This is a genomic window from Cellulomonas sp. HD19AZ1, assembly GCF_004535805.1.
GTDB classification, from domain to species: Bacteria; Actinomycetota; Actinomycetes; order Actinomycetales; family Cellulomonadaceae; genus Cellulomonas; species Cellulomonas iranensis.
This window is the reverse complement of the sequence record NZ_SPHX01000007.1, coordinates 347,416-367,107: the sequence shown is the minus strand read 5'-3', so window position 1 is coordinate 367,107 and position 19,692 is coordinate 347,416. Positions and strand designations below refer to the sequence as shown.

General features: G+C 75.4%; 23 protein-coding genes. 13 read left to right on the top strand and 10 right to left on the bottom strand.

Annotation, left to right across the window (positions count from 1 at the left end; genetic code table 11):
- Nucleotides 1-41 precede the first annotated feature (41 nt).
- Genes E4A51_RS16830 through E4A51_RS16820 form a run of 3 tightly spaced genes read right to left on the bottom strand, consistent with a single transcriptional unit; the run spans nucleotide 42 to nucleotide 2,815 of the window.
- Entirely contained in the window at nucleotides 42-1,061 is a 1,020-nt protein-coding gene (locus E4A51_RS16830) for a heme A synthase (protein WP_240696526.1), read from the bottom strand.
- Between the two features lie 24 nt (nucleotides 1,062-1,085).
- Complete coding sequence (locus tag E4A51_RS16825; RefSeq protein ID WP_134852419.1) at nucleotides 1,086-1,877, bottom strand: ABC transporter permease; 792 nt, start codon at nucleotides 1,875-1,877, stop codon at nucleotides 1,086-1,088.
- Complete coding sequence (locus E4A51_RS16820) at nucleotides 1,874-2,815, bottom strand: ABC transporter ATP-binding protein (protein ID WP_134852418.1); 942 nt, start codon at nucleotides 2,813-2,815, stop codon at nucleotides 1,874-1,876. The genes E4A51_RS16825 and E4A51_RS16820 overlap by 4 nt, the downstream gene beginning before the upstream one ends.
- Nucleotides 2,816-2,985: 170 nt before the next feature.
- Between E4A51_RS16820 and E4A51_RS16815 the strand changes: the two genes are divergently transcribed.
- From E4A51_RS16815 to E4A51_RS16775, 9 genes are all read left to right on the top strand, one after another.
- Nucleotides 2,986-3,591 (top strand): hypothetical protein, encoded by a 606-nt coding sequence (locus E4A51_RS16815; protein WP_052748186.1) that lies wholly within the window; start codon nucleotides 2,986-2,988, stop codon nucleotides 3,589-3,591.
- 190 nt (nucleotides 3,592-3,781) lie between these two features.
- Complete coding sequence (locus E4A51_RS16810; protein WP_070318955.1) at nucleotides 3,782-4,570, top strand: metalloregulator ArsR/SmtB family transcription factor; 789 nt, start codon at nucleotides 3,782-3,784, stop codon at nucleotides 4,568-4,570.
- A gap of 64 nt (nucleotides 4,571-4,634) precedes the next feature.
- The gene (gene sufB / locus E4A51_RS16805) at nucleotides 4,635-6,092 is read left to right on the top strand and encodes a Fe-S cluster assembly protein SufB (protein WP_046528240.1); all 1,458 of its coding nucleotides are present in this window, start codon (nucleotides 4,635-4,637) and stop codon (nucleotides 6,090-6,092) included.
- The gene (gene sufD / locus E4A51_RS16800; RefSeq protein ID WP_087508729.1) at nucleotides 6,092-7,396 is read left to right on the top strand and encodes a Fe-S cluster assembly protein SufD; all 1,305 of its coding nucleotides are present in this window, start codon (nucleotides 6,092-6,094) and stop codon (nucleotides 7,394-7,396) included. Before sufB ends, sufD begins: the two co-directional genes overlap by 1 nt.
- Nucleotides 7,393-7,725, top strand: coding sequence for a non-heme iron oxygenase ferredoxin subunit (locus tag E4A51_RS16795; RefSeq protein WP_046528242.1), 333 nt, complete (start codon nucleotides 7,393-7,395; stop codon nucleotides 7,723-7,725). Before sufD ends, E4A51_RS16795 begins: the two co-directional genes overlap by 4 nt.
- 20 nt (nucleotides 7,726-7,745) lie before the next feature.
- Entirely contained in the window at nucleotides 7,746-8,510 is a 765-nt protein-coding gene (gene sufC, locus E4A51_RS16790; RefSeq protein ID WP_046528243.1) for a Fe-S cluster assembly ATPase SufC, read from the top strand.
- A 139-nt stretch (nucleotides 8,511-8,649) separates the two neighbouring features.
- Nucleotides 8,650-9,981, top strand: coding sequence for a SufS family cysteine desulfurase (locus E4A51_RS16785; protein WP_134852417.1), 1,332 nt, complete (start codon nucleotides 8,650-8,652; stop codon nucleotides 9,979-9,981).
- Nucleotides 9,978-10,496, top strand: coding sequence for a Fe-S cluster assembly sulfur transfer protein SufU (gene sufU / locus E4A51_RS16780; RefSeq protein WP_082659823.1), 519 nt, complete (start codon nucleotides 9,978-9,980; stop codon nucleotides 10,494-10,496). The genes E4A51_RS16785 and sufU overlap by 4 nt, the downstream gene beginning before the upstream one ends.
- Nucleotides 10,493-10,858: a metal-sulfur cluster assembly factor gene (locus E4A51_RS16775; protein WP_070318929.1), complete on the top strand. Its 366-nt coding sequence runs from the start codon at nucleotides 10,493-10,495 to the stop codon at nucleotides 10,856-10,858. The genes sufU and E4A51_RS16775 overlap by 4 nt, the downstream gene beginning before the upstream one ends.
- 82 nt (nucleotides 10,859-10,940) lie before the next feature.
- Here E4A51_RS16775 and E4A51_RS16770 read toward each other — a convergent pair whose 3' ends face one another.
- The 4 genes from E4A51_RS16770 to E4A51_RS16755 are packed head-to-tail and all read right to left on the bottom strand — an operon-like array spanning nucleotide 10,941 to nucleotide 13,928.
- Nucleotides 10,941-11,813, bottom strand: coding sequence for a neutral zinc metallopeptidase (locus tag E4A51_RS16770; protein WP_046530484.1), 873 nt, complete (start codon nucleotides 11,811-11,813; stop codon nucleotides 10,941-10,943).
- A gap of 48 nt (nucleotides 11,814-11,861) precedes the next feature.
- Complete coding sequence (locus tag E4A51_RS16765) at nucleotides 11,862-12,527, bottom strand: energy-coupling factor transporter transmembrane protein EcfT (protein WP_134852416.1); 666 nt, start codon at nucleotides 12,525-12,527, stop codon at nucleotides 11,862-11,864.
- On the bottom strand, nucleotides 12,524-13,255 hold the full coding sequence (locus tag E4A51_RS16760) for an energy-coupling factor ABC transporter ATP-binding protein (protein ID WP_070318928.1): 732 nt from the start codon (nucleotides 13,253-13,255) through the stop codon (nucleotides 12,524-12,526). Before E4A51_RS16760 ends, E4A51_RS16765 begins: the two co-directional genes overlap by 4 nt.
- 10 nt (nucleotides 13,256-13,265) lie before the next feature.
- Entirely contained in the window at nucleotides 13,266-13,928 is a 663-nt protein-coding gene (locus tag E4A51_RS16755) for a biotin transporter BioY (protein ID WP_070318927.1), read from the bottom strand.
- 234 nt (nucleotides 13,929-14,162) lie between these two features.
- Here E4A51_RS16755 and E4A51_RS16750 point away from each other — a divergent pair, with 234 nt between their 5' ends.
- Entirely contained in the window at nucleotides 14,163-15,761 is a 1,599-nt protein-coding gene (locus E4A51_RS16750; protein WP_070318926.1) for an ABC-F family ATP-binding cassette domain-containing protein, read from the top strand.
- Between the two features lie 52 nt (nucleotides 15,762-15,813).
- Here the strand turns inward: E4A51_RS16750 and E4A51_RS16745 are convergent, their stop codons facing one another.
- Genes E4A51_RS16745 through E4A51_RS16735 form a run of 3 tightly spaced genes read right to left on the bottom strand, consistent with a single transcriptional unit; the run spans nucleotide 15,814 to nucleotide 17,347 of the window.
- Nucleotides 15,814-16,770 carry an SURF1 family protein gene (locus E4A51_RS16745; RefSeq protein ID WP_240696525.1) on the bottom strand — a complete coding sequence of 319 codons (957 nt, stop codon included), beginning with the start codon at nucleotides 16,768-16,770 and terminating at the stop codon, nucleotides 15,814-15,816.
- Nucleotides 16,767-17,015 (bottom strand): hypothetical protein, encoded by a 249-nt coding sequence (locus E4A51_RS16740; protein WP_134852415.1) that lies wholly within the window; start codon nucleotides 17,013-17,015, stop codon nucleotides 16,767-16,769. Before E4A51_RS16740 ends, E4A51_RS16745 begins: the two co-directional genes overlap by 4 nt.
- Nucleotides 17,012-17,347 (bottom strand): DUF3099 domain-containing protein, encoded by a 336-nt coding sequence (locus tag E4A51_RS16735; RefSeq protein ID WP_046530487.1) that lies wholly within the window; start codon nucleotides 17,345-17,347, stop codon nucleotides 17,012-17,014. Before E4A51_RS16735 ends, E4A51_RS16740 begins: the two co-directional genes overlap by 4 nt.
- A 164-nt stretch (nucleotides 17,348-17,511) precedes the next feature.
- On the opposite strand from E4A51_RS16735, the gene fabG reads away from it, so the two are divergent.
- The 3 genes from fabG to E4A51_RS16720 all read left to right on the top strand — a co-directional run bounded on the left by fabG (nucleotide 17,512) and on the right by E4A51_RS16720 (nucleotide 19,686).
- A complete protein-coding gene (gene fabG, locus E4A51_RS16730; RefSeq protein ID WP_070318925.1) occupies nucleotides 17,512-18,261 on the top strand; it encodes a 3-oxoacyl-ACP reductase FabG in 750 nt (249 codons plus the stop codon).
- 71 nt (nucleotides 18,262-18,332) lie between these two features.
- Entirely contained in the window at nucleotides 18,333-19,100 is a 768-nt protein-coding gene (gene fabI, locus E4A51_RS16725; protein WP_134852414.1) for an enoyl-ACP reductase FabI, read from the top strand.
- Nucleotides 19,101-19,167: 67 nt separating this feature from the next.
- Entirely contained in the window at nucleotides 19,168-19,686 is a 519-nt protein-coding gene (locus E4A51_RS16720) for a histidine phosphatase family protein (protein WP_134852413.1), read from the top strand.
- Nucleotides 19,687-19,692 lie beyond the last annotated feature (6 nt).

The window sequence follows — 19,692 nt, the reverse complement described above, 5'->3', positions numbered from 1 at the left end:
GGACGTCGACCCCGTGGACGGGCCCGTGGGTGGGCCCCGGGTCAGGCCTGCGGCCGGACCCGCAGGGTGCCGAGGAACGCCGTGAGCATCGCGGTCAGCCCCGCCGCGCCGAGCATGTGCAGGTTGACCAGGGCGATCGGCAGGCCGGTGAACAGCTGCACGTAGCCGACGAGGCCCTGCGCGAGCGTGACGACGAGCAGCAGGACGCCGGCCCGCAGCGGCCGTGCCACCGCACCCGGCTCCGGGGCCGCGACGGGGGCGACGCCGCGCGCCGGCTGCGTGACGCCGTCGACGCGGTCGTAGGCGGGCTGCGCGGTGCGGCGCGCGCGGGCGAGCAGCGCCAGCACGACCAGCAGCGTGCCGACGAACGCCCACACGGCCAGCGCGTGCACGCGCGCGGTCGCGTACGGGTCGACCGCGAACCGGTAGCCGACCTCGTCGTCGCCCGAGTGCGGGCCCGCGCCCGTGACGACGACGCCGAGCACGAGCACCACGACGCCGACCGCCGCGAGCACGCGGGTCAGGGTGCGCACGCGCGCGTCGACGACCGGCGTCGCGGGGCCGTCGCCCTCGCGCGTGCGGACCAGCAGCCACGCGGAGACGGCCACGAGCACCATCGAGATGAGGAAGTGCGACCCGACGACCAGCGGGTGCAGCTCGACGAGCACCGTGATGCCGCCCACGACCGCCTGGATCGCGACGCCGACGATCGGCGCCCACGCCCACGCGCGGTACGTGCTGGTGCGCGCACGGTCGCGGCCCGCGAGCAGCGCGACCGCCACCGCGAGCACGACGAGCACGCCCGTGAGCGTGCGGTTGCCGAACTCGACGATCGGGTGGATGCCCATCTCGTCGTGGAACACGGGCGCGAACTGCCCGGGCTCGCACTGCGGCCACGTCGAGCAGCCCAGGCCCGAGCCGGTGAGGCGCACGGCGCCGCCGGTCACGACGATGAGGATCTGCGCGACGAGGTTCGCGACGACGGCGCGCACCGTCCAGCGCGGCCGCAGCCGCTCGAGCAGGGAGGGTGCGGGCGTCGGGGCGGGGGCGGTGCCGGTCACGGGGTCCAGGGTAGGCGGCGCGCGTCAGTGCCAGCGGAACAGCCGCGCCGTGAGCGCACCGAGGACCACGGTCCACGCCGCGAGCACGAGCACGGGCACGAGCGGCAGCGTGCCGTCGACGAGCGCACCGCGCAGCACGCCGCCCAGGGCTCCCGACGGCAGCCACGTCGCGACGGCCGCGACGGGTCCCGGCAGGCGGTCGGCCGGCACGACCACGCCGCCGCCCAGCGCGAGCACGAGCAGCAGGAGGTTCGCGAGCGCGAGCACGGCCTCGGCGCGCAGCGTCCCGGCCACGAGCAGCGCGAGCGCGGTGAACGCGCCCGTGCCGAGAACGACGCCGACGAGCGCGAGCGCGAGGCCCGCGGGGTCGGGGTGCCAGCCGAGCGCGAGCGCCGCGGCGCCGATGAGCACGACCTGCACCGCCTCGACGGCGAGCACGCCGAGCACCTTGCCCGCGAGCAGGCCGCCGCGCCCGAGCGGCGTCGTCGCCATGAGCCGCAGCACGCCGTTGCGGCGGTCGAAGGCGGTCGCGATGGCCTGGGACGTGAACGACGCGGTCATGACGGCGAGCGCGAGGATCCCGGGCGCGAGGAAGTCGACGCGCGACGCGCCGCCCGTGTCGAGCTCGACGAACGTGCCCTGCACGAGCCCGACGAGCGCGAGCACCGGGACGATCGCGGTGACGAGCACCTGCTCGCCGTTGCGCAGGATCATGCGCGCCTCGAACGCGGCCTGCGCGAGCACGCGGCGCGCCGCCGGGGCCGCGGCGGGCGGCGTGCCGACGTGTGCGTCCGGGGTGCCGGGTGCGGTCGTCATCGCAGGCTCCGTCCCGTGAGGTCGAGGAACACGTCCTCGAGCGTGCGGCGCCCGGTGTCGAGCCGCGTGACGAGCACGTCGCGCTCGGCCAGCCAGGTGGTCACGTCGGCGACCGTGCCCGGGCGCACGGGTCCGGTGACCGCGAACGACGACGCCGAGCGGTGCTCGACGCCGAAGCCGGCACCGAGGCGCTCGCGCAGCCCGGCCGGGTCGACGTCGGCGGAGACCCGCACCACGAGCGTGCCGTCGTCGTCGACGGCGGTACCCGTGCCCGACGCGAGCAGGTCCGCGACGCTGCCCTGCGCGATGACGGTGCCGTGGTCGACGACCACGACGTGGTCGGCGAGCCCCTCGGCCTCCTCCATGAGGTGCGTGGTCAGCACGACCGCGGCGCCCGCGTCGCGCAGCTCGCGCACGAGCTCCCACACGGCGAGCCGCGACTGCGGGTCCATGCCCGCGCTGGGCTCGTCGAGGAACAGCACCTGCGGGCGTCCCACCACGGCGACGGCGAGCGCGAGCCGTTGGCGCTGACCGCCGGACAGGCGGCGCACCGTGGTGCGCGCGAACGCGTCGAGCCCGAGCCGCGCGGCGAGCGCGTCGGTCGGCACCGGGTCGGCGTACATGCGCGCGACGTGGTCGAGCATCTCGCGCGCGCGGACGCCGGTCGGCAGCCCGCCGTCCTGCAGCATGACGCCGACCCGCGGGCGCAGCGCCGGGCCGTCGGCCACGGGGTCGAGCCCCAGGACGCGCACGCTGCCGGCGTCGGGCGCGCGCAGGCCCTCGCAGCACTCGACGGTCGTCGTCTTGCCGGCGCCGTTGGGGCCGAGGACGGCGGTCACGCGGCCGGCCGACGCGGTGAGGTCGAGTCCGTCGACGACGGCGCGTCCGTCGTACCTCTTGACGAGGCCGCGGACCTCGACGGCGGGGGAGTGCGGCACGTCGAGGGAGTCTAGGTGCTCGCGCACGTGGCGCCGCGGGCCGCCCGCGCGGGCGGCCGCGCCGACGTGCGTGGACGTGCGCGCACCGGGCGCCGCGGTGCTCTAGCGTGTCCGCCCGGTGGGTCGCAGATGTCCCGAAGATCCCGACGTCCGAGCAGGCAGGAGCACCGGTGGTCACGTACCGCATCGACACGACGACGCTGCGGGAGGTGCCGCAGGACGTCGGCGCCACCTGGGAGCACGTGGACCGGCTCGAGGCGAGCGGCCCGGCCGGTGACGGCGAGCGCGTGGTGTGGCTGCGGATCCTCGGCGCGCTCGCGTCGGCGGAGCAGCTCGGCTGGGCCGACGCCGCGCGTCGCGGCGGGCCCGCGACGCTCGCGGACCTGCGGGAGCCTGCTCGCCCGCCCGTCCCGGCGTCCGCGTGGCGGCCGTTGCTGCGGCTCGCGCAGGTGCTGCACTGGCGCGGCCGGCTCGGTGACGCCGACGACGTGGTCGAGGCGGTGCGACGCGCCGCGCTCGCGGCGCACGACGCGGCCGGCGTCGACGAGGCCGTGCGACGCGACTGCGCGTCGGTCCTGGCGTTCGCCGACCAGGGGCAGGGCAAGGCGCGGTACGACGCCGGGCGGTACGCCGAGGCGCGGGCGCTGTTCGCCGCGGCGCTCGAGCGGCGCACGCGCGAGGGGGCGCCCGCCGACCAGGTCGAGTCGAGCCGGATCTCGCTCGCGGCGGCCGAGCGCCGGCTCGCGGGCGTCGACGGCGGCGCCGCCGCGGTGTGACGTGCCCCACGAAGCGGCGGCGCGGGCGGCGTCGACGTGTCACCTGGGGCGCCCACGAAGGGTGACCTTGCTTGCGGGGATGGATTTCGGCAACAAGGATGTTGCCGATATCGGGTGCCGACGCGCCCACGCCCGCGGCGCCACGCCGGTGCGCGGAGCCGATCCCCACCGACGTCCGCGGGAGGTGCGCATGACCGGGTCCCTGACGAACCCCGCCGCCACGTCCCGCGACGCCACCTCGCCCGACGCCGCGGCGCCGCGCACCGCGCCCGACGCGGCGCCCGACCACGACGCCTCGACGCGCCGTCGCATCCTCCAGCTCGTCGCCGCCGACGGCCCCGTGAGCGCGGCCGACCTCGCCGCCGCGCTCGACCTCGCCGCGGCCGGCGTGCGCCGCCACCTGCAGGCGCTTGAGCAGGCCGAGCAGATCACGGTCCACGAGGGGCCTGCCGCGAGCCGCGGACGCGGCCGCCCCGCGCGGCGGTACGTCGTCACCGCGCCCGGCCAGGCCGCGCTGTCGCAGGGCTACGCCGAGATCGCCGCCGACGCGCTGCACTTCCTCGCGCACGCCGCCGGGCCGGACGCGCTCGAGCGGTTCGCCGAGCACCGCGTGCGCGAGCTCGAGGACCGGCACGCCGCCGCCGTCGACGCCGCGGGCGGCGACGTCGCGGCGCGCGCCGAGGCGCTCGCGCTCGCGCTCGCGGGCGACGGCTACGCCGCGTCGGCGCGACCCGTGCCGGGCGCCTCCGTCGTGCAGCTGTGCCAGGGCCACTGCCCGGTGCAGGAGATCGCGGCGCAGTTCCCGCAGCTGTGCGAGGCCGAGACCCGTGCGTTCGGGCGGCTGCTCGGCGTGCACGTCCAGCGGCTGTCCACGCTCACCTCGGGCGGGCACGTGTGCACCACGAGCGTCCCGACCGTCCCCACCCGCACCGCCGACGTCGACCCCACCGGGCCGCCCGACCCCGCCGCCGGACGGTGAGACCGGCCACCACGACCCCGCCCCCTGCCTCCCACGCCGTGCACTCGACGGAAGGACCGACACCATGAGCGCACCCACGGACGACACGGCCACCCGGCCGGCGGCCACCGAGCCGCTGAGCCAGGACGAGGCCATCGCCTCGATCGGCAACTACACCTACGGCTGGCACGACCCCGACGTCGCCGGCGCCTCCGCGCGCCGCGGCCTGTCGGAGGACGTCGTGCGCGACATCTCGCGGCTCAAGAACGAGCCCGAGTGGATGCTCAAGACGCGCCTGAAGGCCCTGCGCCTGTTCGACAAGAAGCCCATGCCCTGGTGGGGCGCGGACCTGTCGGGCATCGACTTCGACAACATCAAGTACTTCGTGCGGTCCACCGAGAAGCAGGCCACCAGCTGGGAGGACCTGCCGGAGGACATCAAGAACACGTACGACCGCCTCGGCATCCCGGAGGCGGAGAAGCAGCGCCTCGTCGCGGGCGTCGCCGCGCAGTACGAGTCCGAGGTGGTCTACCACCAGATCCAGGAGTCGCTCGAGGAACAGGGCGTCATCTTCCTCGACACCGACACGGGTCTGCGCGAGCACCCCGAGATCTTCGAGCAGTACTTCGGCTCGGTCGTGCCCCCGGGCGACAACAAGTTCGCGTCGCTCAACACGGCCACGTGGTCGGGCGGCTCGTTCGTCTACGTGCCGCCGGGCGTGCACGTCGAGATCCCGCTGCAGGCCTACTTCCGGATCAACACCGAGAACATGGGCCAGTTCGAGCGGACGCTGATCATCGCCGACGAGGGCTCCTACGTGCACTACGTCGAGGGCTGCACCGCGCCGATCTACCAGTCGGACTCGCTGCACTCCGCCGTGGTCGAGATCGTCGTGAAGAAGAACGCGCGCGTGCGCTACACGACGATCCAGAACTGGTCGAACAACGTCTACAACCTCGTGACCAAGCGGGCGACCGTGGCCGAGGGTGGGACGATGGAGTGGGTCGACGGCAACATCGGCTCCAAGGTCACCATGAAGTACCCGGCGATCTACCTCATGGGCGAGCACGCGCGCGGCGAGACGCTGTCGATCGCGTTCGCCGGCGAGGGCCAGCACCAGGACGCCGGCTCCAAGATGGTGCACGCCGCACCGCACACGTCGAGCTCGATCGTGTCGAAGTCGGTCGCGCGCGGCGGCGGCCGCACGTCCTACCGGGGTCTCGTGCAGATCCTCGAGGGCGCGTCTCACTCGGCGTCCAACGTGCTGTGCGACGCGCTGCTGGTCGACCAGATCTCGCGCTCCGACACGTACCCGTACGTGGACGTCCGCGAGGACGACGTGTCGATGGGCCACGAGGCGACCGTGTCGCGCGTGAGCGAGGACCAGCTGTTCTACCTCATGTCCCGGGGCATGGCCGAGACCGAGGCCATGGCGATGATCGTGCGCGGGTTCGTCGAGCCCATCGCGCGCGAGCTGCCCATGGAGTACGCCCTCGAGCTCAACCGCCTCATCGAGCTGCAGATGGAAGGGGCCGTCGGCTGATGACGACCACGACGAACGAGGGCGCCGCGACCGGCCTCTCGACGGACCACTCGCGCGCGGTCGCCGACGGTGCGCACAGCCACGGCGTCGGCACGGTGCCCGAGGCGTCGCGCGCCGCGCGGCGCACGAGCTTCGACGTCGCCGACTTCCCCGTGCCCACCGGGCGCGAGGAGGAGTGGCGCTTCGCGCCGGTCGACCGGTTCGCACCGCTGTTCGCGGGCGCGAGCGACGGCGTCCTGACGGGCCACGGCGTCCTCACGACGGTCGTCGAGGCGCCCGAGGCGCGCGTCGAGATCGTCGACCGCGACGACGCGCGGCTCGGCCGCGCGGGCGTCCCCGGCGACCGCGCCGCGGCCGTGGCGTGGGCGTCGTTCGAGCGCGCGACCGTCGTGACGCTGCCGCGCGAGTCCGTGTCCTCGAAGGTCACCTCGGTGGTCGTCGAGGGCGTCGAGGGCGCCGGCACGCACGAGGCGCCGCTCGAGCCGACGGCCGCGCACCTGCTGGTGCACGCCGAGCCGCTCTCGCAGGGCGTCGTCGTGCTCGACCACGTCGGGCACGCCAACCTCACCGAGACGGTCGAGATCGTCGCGGAGGACGGCGCGCACCTCACGGTCGTGTCCGTGCAGGACTGGGCGGAGGGCTCGGTGCACGCCGCGAGCCACCGCCTGCGCATCGGCCGCGACGCGACGGTCAAGCACATCGTCGTGACGCTCGGCGGCGACGTCGTGCGCGTCACGCCCGACACCGAGTTCGTCGGCGAGGGTGCGTCGGTCACGGCGCTGGGCGCGTACTTCGCGGACGCCGACCAGCACCAGGAGCACCGCCTGTTCGTCGACCACGCGGTCCCGAGCTGCGTCTCGCGCGTGACCTACAAGGGCGCGCTGCAGGGTGCCGGCGCCCACACCGTGTGGGTCGGCGACGTGCTGATCCGCGCGGCGGCCGAGGGCACCGACACGTACGAGCTCAACCGCAACCTCGTCCTCACCGACGGTGCGCGCGCCGACTCGGTGCCGAACCTCGAGATCGAGACGGGCGTCATCGAGGGGGCCGGGCACGCCTCGGCCACCGGGCGCTTCGACGACGAGCAGCTGTTCTACCTGCGCGCCCGCGGCATCCCCGAGGCCGACGCGCGTCGCCTCGTCGTGCGCGGGTTCTTCGCCGAGCTCATCCACGAGATCGGCGTGCCCGAGGTCGAGGAGCGGCTCATCGCGTCGATCGAGGCCGAGCTCGAGAAGTCCATGAGCGAGATCCTCGGCACGACGCCCCAGGTCGAGGGCTCCGACGCGTCGGTGACCACGGCATGACCGCTCAGCTCGCCTGCCTGACGGCGGACGTGCCGGTCGCCGGCACGCTGCGCGTCGAGCTCGAGGGCCCCGCCGGCCCCGTCGAGGTCGCCGTCGTGCGCGACGAGTCCGGCGACTGGCACGCCATCAGCGACATCTGCTCGCACGGCGCCGTCTCGCTGTCCGACGGCGAGGTCGAGGACTGCACGGTCGAGTGCTGGCTGCACGGGTCGAAGTTCGACCTGCGCACCGGTGAGCCCCTGTCGCCGCCCGCGGTCCGCCCCGTCCCCGTCTACCCCGTGACCGTCGACGGCGAGCGTGTGCTCGTCGACGTCGACGCCCCGCTCTGACCCCCGAGGAGTACCCCGAGATGTCCACCCTGGAGATCCGCGACCTGCACGTCAGCGTCGAGACGAAGGAGGGCCCCAAGCCCATCCTGCGCGGCGTCGACCTCACCGTGAACAGCGGCGAGACCCACGCGATCATGGGCCCCAACGGGTCCGGCAAGTCCACGCTGGCGTACTCGCTGGCCGGCCACCCCAAGTACGAGATCACGTCGGGCACCGTGCTGCTCGACGGCGAGGACGTGCTCGCGATGTCGGTCGACGAGCGCGCCCGCGCCGGCATGTTCCTCGCCATGCAGTACCCGGTCGAGGTCCCCGGCGTGTCGGTGTCGAACTTCCTGCGCACCGCCAAGACCGCGATCGACGGCGAGGCGCCCCCGCTGCGCTCGTGGGTCAAGGACGTGCGCGGCGCGATGGACAACCTGCGCATGGACGCGTCGTTCGCCGAGCGCTCGGTCAACGAGGGCTTCTCGGGCGGCGAGAAGAAGCGCCACGAGATCCTCCAGATGGAGCTGCTCAAGCCGCGCTTCGCGATCCTCGACGAGACCGACTCGGGCCTCGACGTCGACGCGCTGCGCATCGTGTCCGAGGGCGTCAACCGCGTCCGCGAGACCACCGACGTCGGCATGCTGCTGATCACGCACTACACGCGCATCCTGCGCTACATCAAGCCGGACTTCGTGCACGTCTTCGTCGACGGCAAGATCGCCGAGCAGGGCGGCCCCGAGCTGGCCGACCGGCTCGAGAACGAGGGCTACGACCGGTTCCTGCCGGCCGGCACCTCCGCCTGAGCACCGTCCCGGTGGCCGCCGGGCGCCCCGCGCGCACCGGCGGCCACCGCACCCTCGTCCCTGGGCGACCGTCGCCACCTGACCCCGCGCCCCCGCGGGGTCGCCCCGCCGGCCGCCTCCCGTCCGCCCGGAGGACCCCATGACCAGCACGCTCGAGCCGCTCGCGCCGACCCTGTCGGCGGCCGAACTCGCCGCCGTGCGCGCCGACTTCCCGCTCCTGGAGCGCACGCTGCGCGACGGGCGCCCGCTCGTCTACCTCGACTCGGGCGCGACCTCGCAGAAGCCCGAGGTCGTCCTCGACGCCGAGCAGGACTTCTACGTGCGGCGCAACGCGGCCGTGCACCGCGGCGCGCACCAGCTCGCCGAGGAGGCGACGCACGCGTTCGAGGACGCCCGCGCACGCGTCGCCGCGTTCGTGGGCGCGACGCCCGGCGAGCTCGTGTGGACCTCGAACGCCACCGCCGCGATCAACCTCGTCGCGTACGCGATGTCGAACGCGACCGCGGGGCGCGGGGGCCGGGCCGCCCGCCGGTTCGCACTCGCGCCGGGCGACGAGATCGTCGTCACCGAGTCCGAGCACCACGCGAACCTCGTGCCGTGGCAGGAGCTCGCGGCCCGCACGGGTGCGACGCTGCGCTGGATCGGCGTGGACGACGACGGGCGCCTGCGCACCGACGAGCTCGCGACGGTCGTCACCGAGCGCACGCGCGTGCTGGCGTTCACGCACGCGTCCAACGTCACGGGCGCGGTGACCCCCGTCGAGGCGTTCGTGGCCCGCGCGCGCGAGGTCGGCGCGCTGACCGTGCTCGACGCGTGCCAGTCCGTGCCGCACCTGCCGGTCGACCTCGCCGCGCTCGGCGTGGACTTCGCGGCGTTCTCGGGGCACAAGATGTACGGCCCCACGGGCGTGGGCGCGCTGTACGGACGGCGCGAGCTGCTCGAGGCGATGCCGCCCGTGACGACCGGCGGCTCGATGGTCGAGGTCGTCACCATGGAGGCGACGACGTACGCGCCGCCGCCGCAGCGCTTCGAGGCCGGCACGCAGATGGTGTCGCAGGCCGTCGCGCTCGGCTGCGCCGCGACCTACCTGTCGGAGCTCGGCATGCCCGCGGTCGCGGCGCACGAGCGGCACCTCGCGGGGCTGCTCCTCGACGCGGTCGCGTCCGTGCCCGGCGTCCGCGTGATCGGCCCGACCGAGAACCGCGACCGGCTCGCGGCGGTGTCGTTCGTCGTCGACGGCGTGCACGCCCACGACGTCGGGCAGGTGCTCGACGACGCCGGCGTGGCCGTGCGCGTCGGCCACCACTGCGCGCAGCCGCTGCACCGCCGGTTCGGCGTCGCCGCCACGGCCCGCGCGAGCGCGGGCGTCTACACGACCGACGACGACGTCGCGGCGTTCCGGGAAGCACTCGTGGGGGTCCGCGCGTTCTTCGGACTGGGCGGCACGACGACGGACGGGAGGCCCGCATGAGCTCGGCCATGGAGCAGCTGTACCAGCAGGTCATCCTCGACCACGCGAAGTTCCCGCACGGCCGCGGCCTGCCCGACGGTGTCGGCGCGGTCGGCGTCGCGGCGGCCGACCACGGCACGTGCGCCGCGACGTCGCACCAGGTCAACCCGACCTGCGGCGACGAGGTGACGCTGCACGTCGACGTCGACACGAGCGGCGGCACGCCGGTCGTGCGCGGCGTCGCGTGGGAGGGCCAGGGCTGCTCGATCTCGCAGGCGTCGACGTCGGTGCTGCACGACCTGGTCGTCGGCCAGGACCTCGCGACCGTCGACCGGCTCGCCGCGTCGTTCCGCACGATGCTGCAGTCGCAGGGTGCGGGGCTCGCCGACGAGGCCGAGGAGGAGGCCCTGGGTGACGCCGTCGCGTTCGCGGGCGTCTCCCGCTACGCCGCACGCGTCAAGTGCGCCCTGCTCGGCTGGGTCGCGCTCGACGACGCCCTCATCCTGTCCGGTGCCCGTACGACGGAGGACGCATGACCACCGAACCCACCACCCCCGCCGCGGTCGACGGCGCCCCCGCGGCCGCGGGGGCCGCGACGGTCGCCGACGTCGAGGAGGCGATGCGCGACGTCATCGACCCCGAGCTCGGCATCAACGTCGTCGACCTCGGCCTCGTGTACGGCGTCGTCATCGACCAGACCAACACCGCGGTCATCGACATGACGCTCACGTCGGCGGCCTGCCCGCTGACCGACGTCATCGAGGACCAGTCCGCGCAGGCGCTCGACGGCATCGTCGACGGCTTCCGCATCAACTGGGTCTGGATGCCGCCGTGGGGCCCCGAGAAGATCACGACCGACGGCCGCGAGCAGATGCGGGCCCTCGGGTTCAACATCTGACGCAGCCCGGCGGACGCCCCCGCACCGGACCGGTGCGGGGGCGTCCGTGCGTCGGCCCGGCGGCGGGGGCCGACCGCGCTGCTCAGAGGCTGTCGGTCGCGAACGTGTCGCACGCCGCGAGCGACCCCTGCTCGTAGCCGGTGGTGAACCAGCGCTGACGCTGCTCGCTGGACCCGTGGGTCCACGTGTCGGGGTTCACGCCGCCGCCCGACTGCTGCTGGATGTGGTCGTCGCCGACGGCCGCCGCGGCGTCGAGCGCCTGCGCGAGCTGCTCGGCGGTGATCGGCTCGAGGAACGGCGTGTCCGTGCCGGGACGGGGCGTCTGCGTGGCCGCACCGGCCCACATGCCCGCGTAGCAGTCGGCCTGCAGCTCGACCCGCACCGAGTCGGACTCCGCACCTCCGCCGCTGCGGTCGGCGCGGTCGAACACGCCCGTGAGGTTCTGCACGTGGTGGCCGTACTCGTGCGCGTACACGTACATCTCGGCGAGCGGCCCGCCCTGCGCACCGAACTGCTGCTGCAGGGTCTCGAAGAACGTGATGTCGAGGTAGATGCGCTGGTCGGGCGGGCAGTAGAACGGGCCCGTCGCGGACGACGCCTGGCCGCAGCCGGTGCTCACGCCGCCCGTGAACTCGTCGGCCCCGGGGGCACGGAACGTCACGCCCTGCGGCACCGCGGTCGCCCAGTAGGCGTCGAGCGACTGCAGCGTCGCCGAGAACCGACACACGGGGTCGGTGTTGGCCTGCTCGACCGTGCACTCGCCGACCTCGGTCACCTGACCGCCGCCGTCGCCCTGCTGCGCCCCCTGCAGCACGGGCGACAGGTCCTGGCCCGTGAACAGGTAGATCGCGAGCGCGATGAGCCCGACGATCCCGCCGCCGGCCGCCACGCCGCCCGCGCGACCGCGGCGCCGCACGCGCCCGCCCTCGAAGTTCCCGCCCTGGCTGAAGGTCACGCGCACACGGTAGGTCCCGGCCCGCGGACGCGCTCGTCGAGCGACGGGTCAGTCGGCGAGGCCGCGCGCGGCGAGCGCGTCGCCGGTCGTGCGCGCGTGCGCGACCATCCGCACGGCCGCGGGCACGACCGTCGCGCGCGGGTCGCGCGCGAGGCCGCGCGCCCGCGCGGCGTCCCGAGACTCGCCGACGACGCGGGCGACGACCGGCACGGTGCGCAGGAACAGGCCCACGGCCAGCGCGACGGTCTCGGGCGGGAGCCCCACGTGGCGCAGCGGCCGGGCCGCGCGGGCGACGACCGCGAGCAGGTCGTCGGCGCGGGTGGTCGCGGTCACGAGCGTGCCGGCGAGCACGAGCGTGAGGACGTCGAGCGCGGCCTCGACGCCGACCTCCCAGCCGCGCGCCCAGGTCTGGTAGCCCGCGAGGACGCCCGCGGCGACCAGCACGGGCAGCATCCCGCGGACCGTGCGTCGCCAGGGGAGGCGTGCGAGCGCCGCCAGCGCCAGCACGACGCCGAGCGCGAGCGTCGCGGCCGTGGGCCCGCGCAGCACGACCAGGACGACGCCGAGCGCCGCCAGGGCGACGAGCTTGCGGCCCGCGGGGGCGCGGTGCACGAGGCTCGTGCCGGGGTGGTGCAGGCCGAGCGGTCCGGCCCACGGCCCGCGCAGCGGGCGCCCGGTGGTCGCCGTCCCGCCGCGGCGGCCGACCGGGCTCACGGCGTGGCCACCGCGTCCGACGACCCGGTCATGAGCGCGCGGTACCGCGCGAGCGCCGGGCCGGGCGCGTCGTCCGCGACGACCTGCCCCTGGTCCACGACGAGCACGCGCTCGGCACGCGCGGCCGCGTCGAGGTCGTGCGTGACGACCACGACCTGCTGGTCGAGCGACGCGAGCAGCGCGTCGACGTGCGTGCGCCAGCGTAGGTCGAGCAGCGTGGTGGGCTCGTCGCACACCAGCACGGCGGGCTCGGTCGCGAGCACGGCGGCCAGGGCGAGGAGCTGGCGCTGCCCGCCCGAGAGCTGGTGCACCGACACGTGGGCGCGCTCCGCGAGGCCGATACGCTCGAGGGCCGCGTGGGCCCGCGCCGTGCGCTCGGCCGCGTCGGGCACCGTGCGGCGCAGCGACAGCGCGACGTCCTCGAGCGGCGTCGGCATGACGAGCTGCGCGTCGGGGTCGGTGAACACGAACCCGACGCGACGGCGCACGGCCGCGCCGTCGCGCACGGTGTCGAGGCCGTCGACGCGCACGGCACCGGCCGACGGCAGCACGAGCCCGTTGAGCAGGCGCGCGAGCGTGGACTTGCCCGACCCGTTGGCCCCCACGACGGCGACGCGTCGTTCGCCGAGCCGCAGCGTCACCGGGCCCAGCAGGCGCACCACGCGCTCGGGCCCGCCCGCCGGGTCGGGGGACCACGCGGTGACCTCGGCGGCGTCGAGCTCGATCACGCGCGGCGCGTCATGCGCGGCCGCGGCGCAGGTCGGGGAACGCGCGCAGCACCGCGAGCGTCACACCGGCGGCGAGCAGGTTCTTCACGACGTCGCCGGGCCAGTAGACGACGTCGATCGCGAGCGCCTCGCCGGGCCCGACCCCGAGCCGCGCCATGAGCCCGACGATCCCCGCGGGGTGCGTCACGAGGAACGACGACCCCAGCCCCGCGGCGACCAGCAGGGCGTAGCGCCACCGCGGGCGCGCGCGCAGCGCGAGCCCGCCGAGCCACCCCGCGGCGGCCGCCGCGAGCGGGAACGCCAGCAGGTACCCGGCCGACGGCTTGCCCAGCACGCCGAGCCCGCCGGTCATCTCCGCGAAGACCGGGACGCCCGCCAGGCCGACCACGAGGTACAGCGCGACGGCGAGGAACCCGCGCCGCGCACCGAGCACGAGCCCGGCCACGACCACGCCGAACGTCTGCAGCGTGATCGGCACGGGCGTGCCCGTGGGGATCGCGGGCACGAGCGCGCACGCCGCGACGAACGCCGCGAACGTCGCGACGAGCGCGACGTCGGTGCTCGTGCGGCGTGCGGCGCGCGGCTCCGGGGGAGCGGCGGGCGCGTCGGCCACCGGGGCGGTCGACGCGTCGACCAGGGACGACGTGCGGTCGTCGGGCAAAGCGCTGGACATGGCGGGCCTCCTGGCGGTGGGCTGGGCGGTGCCCGTGGTCGTCCGACGGGTGCTCGGGCCGCTGGCCACGCTAGCGGCTCGGTAGGATGGTGGGCGTTTGTGCGGGCCGCCAGAACCGCCGCGGCTTTCTCGTAGGAAGTCGCTCGTCGGACACCGAGCCGAGCGCCGCACGCACCCGCACCTGTCCGCACGGACATCTGCCCGGACCATCTGCACGGAACCGAGGGACCACCTGTGATCACCGCCTCGGGCGTCGAGCTGCGCGTCGGCGCCCGCGTCCTGCTGGAGCCGACGACGTTCCGGATCGCCGCGGGCGACCGGATCGGGCTGGTCGGCCGCAACGGCGCCGGCAAGACGACCCTCACCAAGACCCTCGCGGGCGAGACGCAGCCCACGGGCGGGACGATCTCGCGCGGCGGCGACGTCGGCTACCTCCCGCAGGACCCGGCCTCGGGCGACCTCGAGCAGCTCGCGATGGACCGCGTGCTCTCGGCGCGCGGCCTGGACGCCGTGCTCGCCGCGATGCGCGAGACCGAGGGGCTCATGGCGTCGGCCGACGACGCGACGCGCGACAAGGCGATGGACCGGTACACGCGGCTCGAGGCGCGGTTCACCGCGGCCGGCGGCTACGCGGCCGAGAGCGAGGCGCACCGCATCACCGCGGCGCTCGGCCTCGACGACCGCGTGCTCGGGCAGACGCTCGGCACGCTGTCGGGTGGTCAGCGTCGTCGCGTCGAGCTCGCGCGCATCCTGTTCTCGGGTGCCGAGACCCTGCTGCTCGACGAGCCGACCAACCACCTCGACGCCGACTCGATCGTGTGGCTGCGCGACTACCTCAAGGTCTACCCCGGCGGGTTCGTCGTCATCAGCCACGACGTCGAGCTGCTGCGCGCGACGGTCAACAAGGTGTTCCACCTGGACGCGAACCGCTCGCAGCTCGACCAGTACAACCTCGGCTGGGACGCGTACCTGAAGCAGCGCGAGACCGACGAGAAGCGCCGACGCCGCGAGCGGGCCAACGCCGAGAAGAAGGCCGCGACGCTGCTCGCGCAGGCCGACAAGATGCGCGCCAAGGCCACCAAGGCCGTCGCGGCGCAGAACATGGCGCGCCGCGCCGAGCGCATGCTCTCGGGCCTCGAGGAGGTCCGCGTGTCCGACAAGGTGGCCAAGCTGCGCTTCCCGGACCCGGCGCCGTGCGGCCGCACGCCGCTCACGGCCGAGGGCCTGTCGAAGTCCTACGGCTCGCAGGAGGTCTTCACCGACGTCTCGCTCGCGATCGACCGCGGCAGCAAGGTCGTCATCCTCGGCCTCAACGGCGCCGGCAAGACGACGCTGCTGCGGATCCTCGGCGGGCTGCAGGACCCCGACACGGGCGAGGTGCGCGCGGGGCACGGGCTCAAGCTCGGGTACTACGCGCAGGAGCACGAGACGCTCGACCTGGACCGCACGGTCGTCGAGAACCTGCGCACCGCGGCGCCCGACCTCACCGACACGCAGGTGCGCTCGGTGCTCGGCTCGTTCCTGTTCTCGGGCGACGACGCCGACAAGCCCGCGCGCGTGCTCTCGGGCGGCGAGAAGACGCGGCTCGCGCTCGCGGCCCTCGTCGTGTCGAGCGCGAACGTGCTGCTGCTCGACGAGCCGACGAACAACCTCGACCCCGCGTCGCGCGAGGAGATCCTCGCGGCCCTGCGGGGCTACACGGGCGCGGTCGTGCTCGTGAGCCACGACGAGGGCGCGGTCGCGGCGCTCGAGCCCGAGCGCGTGCTGCTGCTGCCCGACGGCGACGAGGACCTCTTCGGCCCCGACTACCTGGACCTCATCGCGCTGGCCTGAGCCCGGCGCGGGTCCGCCCCCGCCGGACGCGTGCCCGGCCCGGCAGGTCGGCTCAGACCCGCCGCGCGGCCTCCTGCGCGTCGATCTCGGCGTCCTCGTCGATCTCGTCGCGGCCGCGGGCGCGCCGCGGGCGCGGTGCGGGCGCCGGGGGAGCGGGCGTGCCGTCCGGCGTCGGGGGCCCGACGGGCGGCCCGCCGACCCCGGTCCACTCGCGGCGGGCCGACACGCTGAACGCGACGAGCCCGCCGGCGGCGAACACCCACCACTGGAACGCGTACGACAGGTGCGACCCCGGGTCGGTGCTGGGGGCCGCGAGCGTGCCCAGCACCTCGTCCGGTGCGGGGACCTCGCGCACGACGGCGCCGTAGGCCGCGTAGGGCGGCGCGTCGACGCCGCCCGCGGCGAGCACCTGCGCGGGGGCGATCGCGTGCGCCTGCCGGTCCGGTGCGGTGCGCGTGCTGGGGCGCTCGCCCGGACGCAGGCGCACCGTCACGGTCACGTCCCCGGCCGGCGGCGCCGGGACGTCCACGTCGGCCGAGCCGTCCGACCCCGTGGGCACCCACCCGCGGTCCACGACGAGCACGCGGCCCGCGTCGACCGGCGGCCCGAACGCGCCGGGCGCGGCGTCCGTGACCAGCAGCGGCACGAGCGCGTGGTACGCGGGCGTGCCGTCGACGGGGCGGTTGCGCAGCAGCACGGTCGACTCCGGCAGGTAGCGGCCCTGCACGACGACCGAGCGCCACGCGTCGGCGTCGGGCAGCGCCGCGGCGGGGTCGGGCACGACGTCCGCCAGGTCCACCGGCTCCGCCGCGTAGTTCGCCTCGACGACCGCGATCGCGGCGTCCCGCGCGACGTGCCGGTGCCACTGCCACCGGCCCAGGAACGTGCACACCACCGCCACGACGAGCCCGACGACCAGCAGCCCGAGCGCGCGGCGGCGCGCGTCGGCGCGCAGGTCCGCGGGCGTCAGGCGCAGGACGTCGTCGCCCGCGGGCGGCGCGGCGGTCACGTGCCGACCCGGTCCAGGTCGTCGACGGGCACGACGTCACGCAGGAAGTCGCGCACCCGCAGATACTCCGACAGGTGCTCACGGTGGTCCTCGCACGCGAGCCACACCTTGCGGCGCTGCGGCGTGTGGAGCTTGGGGTTGTTCCACAGCACACCCCACGCGGGCGCCTGCCGGCACCCCCGCGCGCTGCACACCAGCTCGTCGACCGCGTCGGGCACGGCCGACCCGTCCGGCGTCGTGCTCACCGTCCACCTCCCAGCTCGTCCTTGCGGGGCGCGGGACCGATCTCGCGCGCCTCGTAGTACACGTCGGGCTCCTCGCGGCGCCTTCGCGCGGTCGTCGCGAGCAGCACCGCCACGTAGGGCAGCACGCTCGCGGCGACCAGCAGCGCGAGCGGCACCCACAGCGGCACGTGCGACCACAGCAGCCCTGCCGCGACGAAGCACACCACGCGCACGCCCATCTGCCACAGGTAGCGGCGCTGGCGGCGGGCCAGGTCGTCGGCCGGCGACTCGGGGGCCGAGGTGATGCGGTGCACCTCCGGCTCCTGCCGGGCACCGTGCCGACGCGTGCTCACCACCCGATGGTAGGCGTCGGTCCTGTGCCCGGCCGCGCGGGCGCCGCACCGGGGCCGCCGCGCGGCGCAGGTCACGCTTTGTCGAGGTCCCACAACGCCCGGCCCCCAACTCGTGGCGCCCCGCACCGCCGTGCCGCGCACCGGCTCGGCTAGCGTCGTGTCCCGTGCCTGCCACGACACCCGAGCCCACGACCCCCGACGCGACCCCTCGCCAGCGCAGCGTGCTGGTGACCGGCGCCAACCGCGGCATCGGCCGCGCGATCGCCGAGCGGCTCGTCGCCGGCGGTGACAAGGTCGCCACGATCGTCCGCTCGGGCGGCGCCCCCGAGGGCGTGCTCGAGGTGATCGGCGACGTGCGGGACACGGCGTCCGTCGACGCCGCGTTCACGCAGGTCGAGGCCGCGCACGGCCCCGTCGAGGTGCTCGTCGCCAACGCCGGCATCACGCGCGACCAGCTGCTCATGCGCATGACCGACGACGAGTTCGCCGAGGTCCTCGACGTCAACCTCACCGGTGCGTTCCGCGTCGTGCGCCGCGCGAGCAAGGGCATGATCCGGCTGCGCCGCGGCCGCATCGTCCTCATCTCGTCCGTCGTCGGCCTGTACGGCTCGCCGGGCCAGGTGAACTACGCGTCGTCGAAGTCGGCGCTCGTGGGCATGGCGCGCTCGATCACGCGCGAGCTCGGCGCGCGCGGCATCACCGCGAACGTCGTCGCCCCCGGGTTCATCGACACCGACATGACCAAGGCGCTCCCCGAGGACCGCCAGCAGGCGTACCTCGGCTCGATCCCCGCGGGCCGGTTCGGCCAGGCCGACGAGGTCGCCGCCGCCGTGCAGTTCCTCGCGTCCGACGCGGCCGCGTACGTCTCGGGCGCCGTGCTGCCCGTGGACGGCGGCCTCGGCATGGGCCACTGAGCCCGCGCCCCACCCCACCCTCCCGACCGCACGCGCCCCGCGCGGCGGACCGTGACCGCGAAAGGCACACCATGGCACTCCTCGAGGGCAAGACCCTCCTCGTCACCGGCGTCCTCACGGACGGGTCGATCGCGTTCCACGTCGCGCGGCTCGCGCAGGAGCAGGGCGCGCAGGTGATCCTCACGTCGTTCGGGCGCCAGCTGCGCCTCACGCGGGCCATCGCGCGCCGGCTCCCGCAGCCCGCGCCCGTCGTCGAGCTCGACGTCACGAACGCCGACGACCTCGCGGCGCTCGCCGACCGCGTGCGCGAGCACGCCGACCGCCTCGACGGCGTGGTGCACTCGATCGGGTTCGCGCCGCAGTCCGTCATGGGCGGCAACTTCCTCGCCGGCGAGTGGGACGACGTCGCGACCGCCGTGCACGTGTCGGCGTACTCGCTCAAGGCGCTCGCGGTCGCCGCGCTGCCGCTGCTGTCGCGCGGCTCGGGCCTCGTCGGCCTCACGTTCGACGCGCGCTACGCGTGGCCCGTCTACGACTGGATGGGCGTCGCGAAGGCCGCGTTCGAGTCGACCGCGCGCTACCTCGCGCGCGACCTCGGCCCGCAGGGCGTGCGCGTCAACCTCGTCTCGGCGGGGCCGATCCGCACGACGGCCGCCAAGTCGATCCCCGGGTTCGAGACCATGGAGGGCCGCTGGTCCGACCGCGCACCGCTCGGCTGGGACGTCACCGACCCCGAGCCGACCGCGCGCACCGTCGCGGCGCTGCTGTCCGACTGGTTCCCCGCGACCACGGGCGAGATCGTGCACGTCGACGGCGGCGTGCACGCGATGGGGCAGTGACGTACGTCGCGTCCCGCCGGGCGCGACGCGCCCTGACGTCGCGCCGAGCGTCTGCGACCCTGGGCACGTGAGCACCCACCACCTCGTCATCCTGCGTCACGCCAAGGCCGAGCCGGGCGGCGCCGTGGTCGACCACGAGCGGCCGCTCGCGCTCGCGGGACGGCGGCAGGCGAGCGCGGTCGGTGCCGCGCTCGCCGAGGCCGGGCTCGCACCGACGCACGTGCTGTGCTCGTCGGCGCTGCGCACGCGGCAGACGTGGGAGCTCGTGCGGACGCCGCTCGCGGCGGCGGGTGCGCCCGACGCCGCGGTCACGGTGACCGACGCGCTCTACGACGCGGGCGCGGCCGAGGTGCTCGGCCTCGTGCGCGGCGTGCCGCAGGACGCGTCGACGGTGCTGGTGGTCGGGCACGAGCCGACCGTGTCGCACGTCGCCGACGCGCTGGCGGGCCCCGGGTCGGACGGCGGCGCCGTCGCGCGCGTGCGCCCCGGCGTGCCCACCGCGACGTGGAGCCTGCTGGAGGTCGACGGCCCGTGGGCCCGGCTCGACCTCGGCGCGGCGCGGCTCGTGGCGGTCCGCACGCCCTGAGGCGGC